This window comes from Sulfuricurvum sp. (genome assembly GCF_028713855.1).
GTDB lineage: Bacteria > Campylobacterota > Campylobacteria > Campylobacterales > Sulfurimonadaceae > Sulfuricurvum.
The window spans coordinates 1-12,321 of the sequence record NZ_JAQTNN010000022.1 but is presented as its reverse complement, the minus strand read 5'-3'; the positions used below and the strand labels follow the sequence as shown (position 1 = coordinate 12,321).

At 44.8% G+C, this 12,321-nt stretch carries 13 protein-coding genes; 7 read left to right on the top strand and 6 right to left on the bottom strand.

Annotated elements, in window-relative coordinates; all coding sequences use genetic code 11:
- Position 1: 1 nt before the first annotated feature.
- Entirely contained in the window at positions 2-703 is a 702-nt protein-coding gene (locus PHI47_RS14160) for an exonuclease domain-containing protein (protein WP_299938800.1), read from the bottom strand.
- 2 nt (positions 704-705) lie between these two features.
- Complete coding sequence (locus tag PHI47_RS14155; RefSeq protein ID WP_299938798.1) at positions 706-1,140, bottom strand: hypothetical protein; 435 nt, start codon at positions 1,138-1,140, stop codon at positions 706-708.
- Positions 1,141-1,226: 86 nt separating this feature from the next.
- On the opposite strand from PHI47_RS14155, the gene murA reads away from it, so the two are divergent.
- Positions 1,227-2,489, top strand: coding sequence for a UDP-N-acetylglucosamine 1-carboxyvinyltransferase (murA, locus tag PHI47_RS14150; RefSeq protein WP_299938796.1), 1,263 nt, complete (start codon positions 1,227-1,229; stop codon positions 2,487-2,489).
- Between the two features lie 225 nt (positions 2,490-2,714).
- On the opposite strand, the gene purL is transcribed toward murA, so the two are convergent.
- The 3 genes from purL to PHI47_RS14135 form a co-directional block, all read right to left on the bottom strand.
- Positions 2,715-4,928: a phosphoribosylformylglycinamidine synthase subunit PurL gene (gene purL / locus PHI47_RS14145; protein WP_299938793.1), complete on the bottom strand. Its 2,214-nt coding sequence runs from the start codon at positions 4,926-4,928 to the stop codon at positions 2,715-2,717.
- Between the two features lie 76 nt (positions 4,929-5,004).
- On the bottom strand, positions 5,005-5,532 hold the full coding sequence (gene greA / locus PHI47_RS14140) for a transcription elongation factor GreA (protein WP_299938791.1): 528 nt from the start codon (positions 5,530-5,532) through the stop codon (positions 5,005-5,007).
- Complete coding sequence (locus PHI47_RS14135; RefSeq protein WP_299938789.1) at positions 5,533-5,859, bottom strand: hypothetical protein; 327 nt, start codon at positions 5,857-5,859, stop codon at positions 5,533-5,535.
- Between the two features lie 70 nt (positions 5,860-5,929).
- On the opposite strand from PHI47_RS14135, the gene PHI47_RS14130 reads away from it, so the two are divergent.
- The 6 genes from PHI47_RS14130 to PHI47_RS14105 all read left to right on the top strand — a co-directional run bounded on the left by PHI47_RS14130 (position 5,930) and on the right by PHI47_RS14105 (position 11,550).
- The gene (locus PHI47_RS14130; protein WP_299938787.1) at positions 5,930-7,879 is read left to right on the top strand and encodes a ribonuclease R family protein; all 1,950 of its coding nucleotides are present in this window, start codon (positions 5,930-5,932) and stop codon (positions 7,877-7,879) included.
- Positions 7,872-8,837: a DNA polymerase III subunit delta gene (holA, locus tag PHI47_RS14125; RefSeq protein ID WP_299938785.1), complete on the top strand. Its 966-nt coding sequence runs from the start codon at positions 7,872-7,874 to the stop codon at positions 8,835-8,837. Before PHI47_RS14130 ends, holA begins: the two co-directional genes overlap by 8 nt.
- 117 nt (positions 8,838-8,954) lie before the next feature.
- The gene (gene rpsF / locus PHI47_RS14120; protein ID WP_295013249.1) at positions 8,955-9,338 is read left to right on the top strand and encodes a 30S ribosomal protein S6; all 384 of its coding nucleotides are present in this window, start codon (positions 8,955-8,957) and stop codon (positions 9,336-9,338) included.
- Between the two features lie 19 nt (positions 9,339-9,357).
- Positions 9,358-9,864 carry a single-stranded DNA-binding protein gene (locus PHI47_RS14115; protein WP_299938780.1) on the top strand — a complete coding sequence of 169 codons (507 nt, stop codon included), beginning with the start codon at positions 9,358-9,360 and terminating at the stop codon, positions 9,862-9,864.
- Positions 9,865-9,885: 21 nt separating this feature from the next.
- A complete protein-coding gene (gene rpsR / locus PHI47_RS14110; protein WP_299938777.1) occupies positions 9,886-10,149 on the top strand; it encodes a 30S ribosomal protein S18 in 264 nt (87 codons plus the stop codon).
- 111 nt (positions 10,150-10,260) lie between these two features.
- Positions 10,261-11,550, top strand: coding sequence for a trypsin-like peptidase domain-containing protein (locus tag PHI47_RS14105; protein WP_299938775.1), 1,290 nt, complete (start codon positions 10,261-10,263; stop codon positions 11,548-11,550).
- Here the strand turns inward: PHI47_RS14105 and PHI47_RS14100 are convergent.
- Positions 11,547-12,101 (bottom strand): GNAT family N-acetyltransferase, encoded by a 555-nt coding sequence (locus tag PHI47_RS14100; RefSeq protein ID WP_299938772.1) that lies wholly within the window; start codon positions 12,099-12,101, stop codon positions 11,547-11,549. The genes PHI47_RS14105 and PHI47_RS14100 overlap by 4 nt on opposite strands.
- Positions 12,102-12,321 lie beyond the last annotated feature (220 nt).

Genomic DNA, 12,321 nt, shown 5'->3' with positions numbered 1-12,321 from the left:
ATCACTTTCCTCGTAAATAATAATCGATACTGTAGCGTAAATCCTCGTCCATGTCCATCAAACTCTCGCTCATCCACTTCAGATATCCGGAGTCTTTAAGGGCAATCTCTTCGATCCGTTTTTTAGCGTATTTCCCAAACGGAAGCCGCGTGAGAAGAACATAGCTTTTCGATATTTCGATCAGTTTGTCACTATCTGCCAAATCAAGCAGATATTCCAATACCATTCGCGTGTGAACGGCATCGCTCAGTGCATGGTGAGGAGTGATGGTAAGAGCAAATTTTTCAAATACCGCCTCTTCTTCACGATACAATCGCAATTCATAACGCAAAAACTGTAAAGAATAACCTTCCAAGTCATCCATGAGCGATTTAGCACATTTGAGTGTATCAATCACCGCTCCCTGCCATGCAATCCCCTCTTTCTGCAACATCGCCAATTCAAACGGAGCATTATGCGAGACCAAAATATTCTCAGGAGCGTTCAAGCTTTCCAGTTTCTTAACACTGATTGATTGGGAAAAAGAGGGAGCATCTTTCACCATTTCATTGGTAATATGGTGGATCGCCGATGCGGAGGGAGGGATTTTTTTACCGGGATTGATCAGTTCATAGTGGATAGACTCATCTTGGATGATGCCGAGTGCACAGATTTTATCCTTGACTTCAACCCCTGTCGTTTCCGTATCGAGAAAAACCAGCATGCCTACTCTGCAGGAAACGATTTTAATTCAGCCAAGAGCTTATGATAATGTTCCAGAGTTCGGAAACTCTTTTCAAAACGCCACCCAAGGACAAACCCTATAATCTCATTTTTGAGTTCAAAACTTAGTTTCTCAGCACGCCCATAATAGCCTAAAGAGACATTTTTATTTTTAACTTTCGCATTTTTATCATAAATAATGGCGATAATTTGAGCATACTTACCCTCTTTGACACTTCCCAAATCCTCATCAGCCAACGATAATCCGGAAAGGTTAATCGCTTTGTAGTTAAATAAATCCTCGAATCGTTCAACCTTGCCCTCTACTCCCAATTTTTGGTAGAGCTCTTCGAGCTTTTTGAGGTTACTTTTTCTCTCTAACTCATAACTGGAGATTTGTGCCGTCAGGTTTTTCAATCGATCAAGTGCCGAACTCACATTTTCTCCTTTGAATACCTCTATATTTTGATAATTTTAACCTACATTGACTTATAATATCAAACTTTTTATACTCTGGGAACTTAATGGACTATTTACAAATTCAAGGGCCTACTAAACTTAGTGGAACTGTTACCATCTCCGGCGCAAAAAATGCCGCTTTGCCACTTATCACATTGACACTTTTAGCGCATAATCCGTTAACGATAGCCAATATGCCAGAGGTAGTAGATATTAAAACGCTACTTAAACTCCTTCAAAATCTTGGAGCCAGTTATACATTGGAGAACCATATTTTAAAAGTTGACACCTCTACTGTCAATCATACTATGGCAAACTATGATATCGTTAAAACCATGCGTGCATCGATCCTCGTTCTGGGACCATTGCTTGCCCGCTTCGGACATTGTGAGGTTTCCCTTCCGGGGGGATGCGCTATCGGTCAACGCCCGATCGATTTACACCTCAAAGCAATGGAGCAAATGGGTGCTACGATTACGATCCACGCGGGATACGTTCATGCCGTAGCCCCTGAGGGACTTAAAGGTGCCCATATTATCTTTGATAAAATCACTGTGACCGGAACTGCGAACGTTGTTATGGCTGCGGCTTTAGCGCACGGAAAAAGCGTCCTCGTCAACTGTGCCAAAGAGCCTGAAGTGGTTCAACTGTGCGAAATCCTCCGAGACAGCGGTATCGATATCTCCGGAATCGGAACTTCTGAACTCACGATCATCGGTACTGGGGGAAAAACCATCGATATGGTCGACTTTGAAGTCATCCCTGACCGTATCGAAGCAGGTACCTATATGTGCGCCGCGGCTATTACCGATTCAACCGTTACACTAGAACGTGTACGTCCCGATCATCTGGATGCCGTTACCGCTAAACTGGAACAAATGGGATGCCGCGTTGAGTGCGGTGAAACAACCATGACTGTATACCCTGCGGCTGAACTCAAACATGTCGATATCATAACCCAAGAGTACCCGGCATTTCCTACCGATATGCAAGCGCAATTCTTAGCCCTCGCTACCCGTGCGAAGGGAGCTAGCACCATTGAAGAGCGTCTTTTTGAAAACCGTTTTATGCATGTCAGTGAGTTACAGCGTCTCGGTGCAGAGATCAAACTGAGCGGCCATACTGCTACCGTAATCGGGCCGTGTGATCTTGCGGGTGCTGATGTTATGGCAACCGATTTGCGTGCATCCAGTGCTCTGGTTCTCGCGGCAATGGCAGCTGAGGGCACCACAAATGTCCACCGTATCTATCACCTCGATCGCGGGTATGAGAATTTAGAGCTTAAACTTCGCGCCTTGGGTGCAAAGATTCAGCGCTTAAAAGAATAATCTCCTCTTCCCGTTTTCACGGGAAAACTCCTCTATGTCTTCTCTCTATTCTCCACAACGATAGCTAAGATTGGTAATGTAATATTCACAATAGTTTTTCGGACGGATCCGAAAGATTTTTCTAAGTAGCTTTTTCATACAAAACTACTTGCAAAAAGTGTTCCCAAAATAAGAGTAAAGAAGGATAAAAGAATGAGAGGATTCCTCTTTCGAGGAAAAAAGTGATTAAAGATCTCCTTCAATCACTTTTTGGAAAGTTCCGTAATAAACGGATTGCATATCGGATAGATCCATCGACACATCGTTTAGAGAGAAAGTATCGCCACCGACGGTTCCAATTTTTTCACATGCCAAAGAACCGACCATCTCTTCAAATGCTGCAGTGTTTTCCGGAGTGACTTCGATAATAGCACGGGACATACTTTCCGCAAAAATATCACGAATATCGCTCACCGGGATCGAAGCATTCACCCCTTTATCACTAACACATGCCATTTTAGCAAGTGCAATCGCCACACCGCCAGAACTACAGTCTTTTGCCGCAGCAAGGAGCCCTTTTTTGTTCGCTTCGATAACGAGGTTCCAAAGAGCGCGCTCTTTGTCATAATCGATCACAGGAATAGTCCCGGCTACAACATTGTAAAGTTCTTTCATATAGAGTGATCCGCCAAATTCCGAGTGGTTTTCACCGACGAGATACAATATATTTCCCTCTTTTTGGAAGGCAGAAAGAAGAACTTTATTTTGATCTTCATTAACACCGACCATTGCAATCGATGGAGTCGGGAATACCGATTTACCATTGGTTTCATTATAAAGCGATACATTTCCGCCGATAACCGGAGTATTCAACTCAGCACACGCCTCTTTGATCCCAAGACATCCTTGTCCAAACTGCCACATAACTTCAGGATTTTCAGGGTTTCCGTAGTTCAGACAGTCCGTAACCGCTTTCGGAGTTGCACCGCTCATCGCGACGTTACGACCGCTTTCGATAACCGCTGCCGCCGCTCCCGCTTTCGGATCGATAAAGCAGTAACGAACATTACAATCGGCGCTCATTGCCAAGGCTACGCCGTTCTCTTTGATACGGATAACGGACGCATCGAGTTCACCGCCCTTTTTGACGGTATTGGTTTGTACCATTGAATCATATTGCTCATAAATCCAATGTTTATCGACCACTTCCATTGAGCTGATCAATTTTTCAAACGCTTTTTGATTATCAACCGCTTCGAAATCGGAAAGTTTAACTTTTGCAATCTCATCGAGATAAGAAGGACGAGACATAGGACGATCCAATACCGGAGCCTCTTCACTCACCGGATCAACCGGAACCTCAGCACATTTCTCACCGTGCCAGAAAAGTTCCATATTACCCGTCGCTGTTACTTCACCGATTACCGCACAGTCAAGATCCCATTTTTCAAAAATATCGATGATCGCCTGCTCAGAACCTTTTTTCGCACAAATGAGCATACGCTCTTGCGATTCGGAGAGCATGAACTCATAGGGCATCATCCCCTCTTCACGAGCAGGAACCTTATCGAGGTGCATAATCATACCGCTGCCTGAGCGTCCCGCCATTTCAAATGAGCTTGAAGTAAGTCCCGCAGCTCCCATATCCTGAATCCCGACGACGTAATCAGTTTTGAAAAGCTCCAAACATGCTTCGAGGAGAAGTTTTTCTGTAAACGGATCACCCACTTGTACGGTCGGACGAAGCCCTTTGGACGCTTCGGTGAAACTGTCCGAACTCATCACCGCACCGCCGAGGCCGTCGCGCCCTGTTTTGCTTCCGACATAGATGACCGGATTGCCGATCCCCTCCGCTTTTCCGTAGAAAATTTCATCACTTTTGGCGAGTCCGAGGGTAAAAGCATTAACAAGGATATTGCCATTGTAGCACTCATCAAAACTTGTCTCTCCGCCGATCGTCGGAACCCCCATACAGTTACCGTATCCGCCGATACCCGATACGACACCGCGTACCAAATAACGCTGATGCGCGCTGATGTCATCTTGGTTCAGCACATTACCGAAACGAAGTGCATTGAGGTTGGCGATAGGACGGGCACCCATAGTGAATACGTCACGCATAATTCCGCCGACTCCAGTCGCAGCCCCTTGGTACGGTTCAATAAAGCTCGGATGGTTATGGCTCTCCATTTTGAAAACCGCCGCATATCCGCCGCCGATATCGATAACTCCCGCATTTTCGCCCGGTCCTTGGATAACCCACGGTGCCTTAGTCGGAAAACCGCTCAAATGCTTTTTAGATGATTTGTAACTGCAGTGCTCACTCCACATGGCCGAAAAAATCCCGATTTCAACGAGATTTGGCTCACGTCCGAGGATTTTCTTAATATGGGCATAATCGTCCATTGACAATTTATGCTGTTTTAGAACTTTTTCGATATCTGGAAGGGGAGTGCTCACGGCAGTTTCCTTGAGTAAAATAATAATAATGCCGCGATTATATCAAAGGGGAATATTCATCCATCTTAAAGCAGTGTTATTTAAATCCGAAATCTTTTTCGGCACGAATGTTTTTTTTCAGAGAAAAGATATCGGTGTAACTAATTGCTACTACTTCATACTCTTTTTTTCCACTGGGGAGACGGACGCTAAAGTCAGAGCCTTCTTCTTTTCCCAGCATCGCCCTCGCTAACGGCGAATGTACTGAAATAAGCGCATTTTCTGGTTCACTTTCCAACGTTCCGCAAATGGTATAGGAAAACTCTTCCTCACTGTTCACATCCATAATCGTGATCGTAGCACCGAAGTGGGCACGAGAATGATCGAGCAGTGACGGATCGATGATTTGGGCTTTTTCAATCATCGAATTGAGATAAAAAAGACGCTTATCAATATGACGAAGTTTCTCTTTTGCTGCATGATACTCGGCATTTTCACTTCGATCTCCCAGCTCCGCCGCTCGCTGTTTTTCCTGATTGACACGCGGTTTTTCAACATCTTTGAGGTATTTGAACTCCCGTAAGAGTTCATCATACCCTCTGGGTGTCATCGGTTCTTTGTTCATTTACGCCGCAAATCCGAGAATATAATAGGTCGGTTTCCCGTCTACTTTTTGAAGCTCAACTTTGTACTTATCCGCAAAATGGTTGATTTTTTCCATTGCGTCACTTGAACTGATCTCACTTGTCGCATCGATCTTGATTTTAAAATAGTCGTTACTGTTCGACATCGCCACATACGATTCATCTGTTTTTAACGCTTCGTGTAAATCCAAAATATGTTTGATAATTTTCTCATACCCGCCAGTATTTTCTTCGATACGGCTTAGTTGGAGGCTTAATGCTTCATTTGGGGCATATCCGAGTTGGTTTAAAATCGCTTCATGTGTCATTAGTATGTTCCTTTGTAAAATTAGAAGAGTTATTCTATCATAGAAGTATTTATTGACTATAATATCTCTTATGAAATCACTCCTAATTCGTCTTACCCATGGTCTTTATGACCAAGATATCGCACCCGAAGAGCGTGAGCACATTAATGAATGGCTTACACGAAAACTTCTAACTCATGAAGATAACAAATATCAGCTCGCATCTCAATACCGCGCCGGTATCGTCTCTTTAGCTTCTGAGAGCGGGGCATATCTTCAGACATTGGGAGAGAGTATCCGCGACCACTTTATCGAAACCAACAATCTTATGGGGGCGAAAAGCGGCGATTTAGTCATCGCCCAACGGTTACTCGGAAAACGGGGCGGTCCACAGGCAAAAGTCGTCGTCATCGCAGGGCGAAGTGAAACCTACAGCGTCGCGGTCGTTACGATGAAAAACGGCTATTTGAGCCTCCAAGACATCCGCACCGATCACCCCGCAGGATTTGCCCTCAATGATCTTCCCGAAACAGCCGAGGGATCACTCTATCAGATCAACAACCAAAGCGGAACGATAGCCGCCTATTTGGGGAACCTCAGTGACCCTAAAGTGGATGAGAAAATCGTCCTCGCCCTCTACAACAAACACGATGCGTTCGAAGATGATGTGTTAGCGATGGCACGCGAATTTCCCAAAGAGGTCGATGCGTCGCTGTATCCCCACCGCCGTGATCTTCGCCACTTGCCGTTTTGTACCATCGACCCCGTCACTGCCAAAGATTTCGATGACGCCATCTGTTATATCCCTGAGACCTCCACCCTCTACGTCGCTATCGCCGATGTGAGCGAATACGTCCACCCCTTCGGTGCGATCGATGCTGAGGCGATTTATCGCAGTTTCTCCATCTATCTTCCCCATCGCTCCATCCCGATGCTCCCGCGAGAACTCAGCGAAACCCTCTGCTCGCTCCAGCCTCTCGTTGATCGTCTCGCCTATACGTTTGAGATGCACATCGATCCCGTAACCTACGAGATGGACTCCTTTGAGCTCTATGAGTCGATCATCCATTCGCACCGCCGTTTCAGTTACGAGCAAATCGATGCCTTTTTTGAGGGTAACCACCACGCCGAAAACGAGAAAGAGGCGCAAGTGTTAGCCTATATCCCTCTGCTCAACGAGTTGACGTATAAGCTTCGAGAAGAGCGGATGAAAAAAGGGTACAACTTCCGCTCCAGCGAGTTGGAGATGCGAATCGACGAGGAACAAAACATCGTCTCCACCGAGTTTGCCGTCGAGACACCGTCGCATGCCCTCATCGAGGATTGTATGCTCCTCGCCAACAAAGCGGCGGCATCATTGTACGAACGGGGTGTGTTTCGTATCCACGAATCCCCTAGCCCTATGAAACTCCAAAGCCTCTACACCGAGTTGGCGAGTATCGGCATTTTCGTCGAGTCCCAAGGCTCTATCAAAGAGACCATTATGGCAATCCAAGCCGAAGCGGAGCGACGCGATCTCATCAGCGAGGTCGATACCCTCATCATCCGCGCTCAGATGCAGGCACGCTACGCACCGTACAATATGGGGCACTTTGGTCTCGGGTTTGATCGCTACACCCATTTCACCTCTCCGATCCGCCGTTACAGCGACCTGATCGTCCACCGCCTCCTCAAAGCGATTGCGGCAGGAGATACCGAAGAGGGATCATACGTATTGCGAAACATCGAGTCTCTTTGTACCTCCATCAGTGAAAAAGAGCGCGAAGCAAGCGACATCGAAATCCGCTTCCAAGAGCGCAAATTCGCCCGTTGGGCAGCCACCGTTATCGGTCAGGAGTTCAAAGCCCGTATCATGCGCGCCGAAGAGCCGTTCATCGCCGAGATTCACGACACCATTACGGGGGCAAAAGTACAGATTACCTCACAATTTGGGTTGATGCTCTTCGATGACATCATCGTCAAAATCGAAACCGCCAACCTCGCCACCGCGAAAATCACCGCCTCGTTTGTGAGTCGCATAGAAAAGGAAACGGATGAATAGACAAGAGCTTGATCGCCATCTCCAAAATCATACCGCACCACGAGCGATGGCACTCTTCGGCGAGAGCCACTTTCTCATCGACCGCTATGCACACGGACTTGCCCAGATCGAAGGGGCATCGGTTCTCAGCCTCTATCATGACGAGTACGATTTCAACACCGCCAAAGCCCACCTTTCGCAAGGGTCGCTCTTCGGTGATCAAAATCTCCTTATCGTCAAACACGAAAAAAAGCTCCCCAAAGCCGAGCTCGATACCCTCGTGGAACTCGTCGGCAAAAACAGTGATAACACCTTTATCTACTGTTACTACGGCGAGGATGTCAAAGGAGCCGATACCGCGTTCAAAGGCGCGCATACGGGATCGGTTCGTTTCTTTCACCCCTTTGCCGCCGAAGCACGCGCCATCGTGATGCAAGAAGCGCAAAGTTCAGGAGTTCAGCTCGATAATCAAGCGGCATTTCACCTCCTCGACATCCACAACAACGACCTCGCCCTCGCCTGCAACGAGCTCTCCAAACTCTCTATTTTAGGCAAACCGATTGGGATGAAAGAGATCGACGAACACGTCTTCGGTCTGAGCGAAATCAAACTCGACCACTTCATCGCCCGTGTCATCGAGAAAAAAGAGTTCCTCCCCTCCCTACGCCACCTCCTCGAATCGGGAGAAAACGAGATCCAGCTCCTCACCGCCATCAGCGGATTTTTGACACAGTTGTATCTTTTTAACAGCGCCATCAAAATTCACGGAGTCGCCGATTCGGCTCTCGTTCTAGGATACAAACTTCCGGGATTCGTCGAAAAAGAGCGTGCTGCCCTCTCGATCAAAATCTCACCTGAGGGGTATAAACGGGGGATTAATCTCCTCCTCGATACCGAGCTGAAGATGAAATCGACAGGCTCGCCGGATCAAGAGTCATTGCTTCTTTCTGCGTTACTGAAACTGCAAGCAATCCTTTAACCAAAACTAATATTAAGCTATTTTTCAGTATAATCCGCGCGTTCCTTGCTCTTTGCAACACGACTGTCGTGCTGTATAACAACCATAAGGGGCGAACACCATAAGGAGACATACGCTATGAGACATTACGAAAACTTAGTAATCGTAAAACCTACTCTTACAGAAGAAGAGATTAAAAACACCATCGCTCTCGTTGAAGAAGTGATCACTGCAAACGGCGGTGAGATCGTTGCTCGCGACGCAATGGGAATGAAAAAATTAGCTTACCCGATCGAGAAAAACGCTCGCGGTTATTTTTACGTTATGTATTACAAATCTGCACCTGCTGCGATTGCTGAAATTGAACGTCGTTTCCGTATCAACGAGGAAATTTTGCGTTTCGTAACAATGAAATACGATTCAAAACGTGAAATTGCAGCTTGGAACGGTATGGTTGAAAAAACCAAAAAACCTGCTCCAACTGCTGCTGTTGCTGAGAAAAAAGAAGAAGTAGCTTCTTAAGTCATTACAAGGAAAACCTATGTATAACAAAGTCATTTTGGTTGGAAATCTTACCCGAGATATCGAGCTTCGATATTCACAAAACGGTTCGGCAATCGCCAAAACCGCTATTGCAACCAGCCGTAAATTTACGGTAAACGGTGAGAAAAAAGAGGAGACATGTTTTGTCGACATCACTTTTTTCGGCCGTTCAGGTGAAGTAGCCAACCAATACCTTCGCAAGGGTTCTAAAATCCTCATCGAAGGGAGACTAAGTTTTGAACAATGGGTTGACCAAACCAGTGGCCAAAAGCGCTCTAAACACTCCGTTATCGTTGAAACGATGCAAATGCTCGATTCACGCGGCGAGGGTGGTTCTCAGGGCGGTTATAACGAATACAGCGATACTGGAAATAGTGGCTATGATGCACCTGCACCTAAAGCGGCTTACACTCCTCCACCGTCGTATTCTAAACCCGCACCGGCAAGAATGCCGGAAAACAATCTCCCAGAGATTGATATAAACGAAGACGAAATTCCGTTTTAGAATAAGCACAAGGATAGAACCATGTCAGAAAAAAGAAAATACAAAAAACGTTATTGCAAATACTGCGAGCAAAAAGTTGATTTCATTGACTACAAAGATGTACAGTCATTGAAATATTCACTCTCTGAGCGTTTCAAAATCATGCCACGTCGTCTTACAGGTAACTGTAAACGTCACCAAGATATGGTTACAATCGCTATCAAACAATCACGCGCAGCTGCGTTGATCCCATACACAGTATCACGTAAAGTGATCGCTGGTGCTCCTTTCGAAGATATTCGTTAAGCCCTAGCATGTCGGCACTTTGCCGGCATACTTTCTATCTGTCTTTCTCCTCATTTTACTTCTTTACTCCGCTATAATATCTTTTTCAATATTGACTTGGGAATTTATTCAATGAAACTGTTAGAATTATGGATTATTACTTTTATTCTATCCATTGCATCCTTTGCTGCAGAGCCTATTTTTACGATATCAGATCATGTCAAAAAAGTTCTCCCCTCAATCGTCAAAATCAAAGTACAGCAAAGTATCCCAATCAATGATGAAAGTGAATTAACGTCTGCCGATACAGGCGGATCAGGTTTTGTTGTTGATAATGAACACCATATCGTAACAAATGCCCATGTAGTCGCCGATGGCAAAAAAATAGTTATCGTTGATAATCATAACATTGAATACCCCGCAACTTTGATAGCCAAAGATGAAAAAACTGATATTGCTCTTTTAGATGTACCGACCTTTGATACAACAGTAATCTTAGAGAATAATATTTCTCTTCCATGCGCTGGTGATGGAGTATTTGCAATCGGAGCACCTTATTCTCTTGGACATAGCGTATCCCTTGGCGTTATCAGTGCAATTGATCGCTTCTTGCCGAATTACCCCTATATTCATTTCATTCAGACAGACGCAGCCATCAATCCCGGAAATTCAGGTGGTGCACTTTTCAATCTCAACGGTGAGCTAATCGGTATGACCTCTACTTATTTTTCTAAACAAGGTGGGTATACCAATATTGCTTTCGCTATACCCATAGCCGATGTTCATCGTGTTGCGGAACGGCTCTTAAATCAAAAGCAGATAGAGCGTGGATACATGGGGGCTGAACTACTACTTTCCGAACGAATATCACGCAAACTTGGATATCTCTCTTCCGTTTTCATCAGCCGGACTGAGCCAAATTCTCCCGCAGAGGCTGCCGGATTAAAAACCGGTGATATCATAACCGCCTTGAATGGAACTCCAATCAATGACGGAGGTGAATTACACCGATTTCTTGAAAGTTCTTCTCCTGAAGAGATAATTACACTCTCACTGATACGAGACAAAGAGCACAAAACAGTAATAATAAAATTAGGAACAACCCCTTTAGAGAAAAAAGAAGTAACCAATATTGCATCAGCAGATGTGAGTGAAAAAAATGGGCTGATATTGAGAGAAACATCGGCAGGGATAGAAGTTTTAGTAAGCTATAGCACTGCGAAAATAATTGGCATAGACCCCAAAGATATCATTATTCAAATCAATAGCATCTCAATAAAAACAATACAAGAATTAAATATACAACTCAGTAAACTCAAAGAGACAGAAATAGCACTAATAGCGATAAAACGTAACGGAAATACAATAACACTGCCAATCGGGAGTAAATCAGCTATAAAAGCCTATACATCTCGAAACTAATCCATCCAGCGTCTTGGGTCATATCCATCAGTAGGACGCTTAATTTCCGCTCTCTCCAATCGTTTTAACATAGTGATAACATCAGATCCGTCTACAAAACTTTTTTCATTTCTGTCGCTACCATACTGCGTAAATCCATGACGTACATAAAAGGGAATTGCAGAAGAATCACAAACAATACTGACACTGATTTGATCATACAAAGCTCCCGCTTCGACAAATAGCTGTTCCAACATCATAGAACCTATTCCTTGTCCTCGGTATGCAGGAAGCACAGCAATATTTAAAATAGGAGTCATATCATCAATATATCCATTTGATCCGTGATCAGTATTTAAACGCCGTATCCATACAGCTCCAACGAGCTGATTATCAACAAGAGCATAGAGCCCTAGATCTTTACTTGTAAAGCCATAGAACTCTTCATAGATAGCAAGTTTAGGGATATCCGATAATATTTTATTGACTTCATCTAACCGCATAGCATAATGGAGCATATCGGTAAGTATTTTTTGTTCGGAAGATCTAAGGAAATAGAGGATTGGTTTCATAAAAAGAAGTATACATTAGTGATACTAAGAGATTAATTTTAACAGTTAAAAAAGTGATTATTGATAGGTCATGACTGCGTAATAGAAGGAGTATATGATTGATTGAAAAAGAAAGAAGAAGGGGATAAATCTGAGGCCAGGCGGCGACCTACGTTTCCACACCTGAAAGATGCAGTATTATGAGCGATGAGGGTCTTAGCTTCCGGGTTCGGAATGGGAC

What these genes read in the sequence shown, in the direction of transcription:
- PHI47_RS14115 (WP_299938780.1), top strand. Translation starts at nt 9,358, where the DNA reads ATGTATAACAAAGTCATTTTGGTTGGAAATCTTACCCGAGATATCGAG.
- murA (WP_299938796.1), top strand. Translation starts at nt 1,227, where the DNA reads ATGGACTATTTACAAATTCAAGGGCCTACTAAACTTAGTGGAACTGTT.
- PHI47_RS14130 (WP_299938787.1), top strand. Translation starts at nt 5,930, where the DNA reads ATGAAATCACTCCTAATTCGTCTTACCCATGGTCTTTATGACCAAGAT.
- PHI47_RS14160 (WP_299938800.1), bottom strand. Translation starts at nt 703, where the DNA reads ATGCTGGTTTTTCTCGATACGGAAACGACAGGGGTTGAAGTCAAGGAT.
- PHI47_RS14135 (WP_299938789.1), bottom strand. Translation starts at nt 5,859, where the DNA reads ATGACACATGAAGCGATTTTAAACCAACTCGGATATGCCCCAAATGAA.
- rpsF (WP_295013249.1), top strand. Translation starts at nt 8,955, where the DNA reads ATGAGACATTACGAAAACTTAGTAATCGTAAAACCTACTCTTACAGAA.
- rpsR (WP_299938777.1), top strand. Translation starts at nt 9,886, where the DNA reads ATGTCAGAAAAAAGAAAATACAAAAAACGTTATTGCAAATACTGCGAG.
- PHI47_RS14105 (WP_299938775.1), top strand. Translation starts at nt 10,261, where the DNA reads ATGAAACTGTTAGAATTATGGATTATTACTTTTATTCTATCCATTGCA.
- PHI47_RS14100 (WP_299938772.1), bottom strand. Translation starts at nt 12,101, where the DNA reads ATGAAACCAATCCTCTATTTCCTTAGATCTTCCGAACAAAAAATACTT.
- greA (WP_299938791.1), bottom strand. Translation starts at nt 5,532, where the DNA reads ATGAACAAAGAACCGATGACACCCAGAGGGTATGATGAACTCTTACGG.
- holA (WP_299938785.1), top strand. Translation starts at nt 7,872, where the DNA reads ATGAATAGACAAGAGCTTGATCGCCATCTCCAAAATCATACCGCACCA.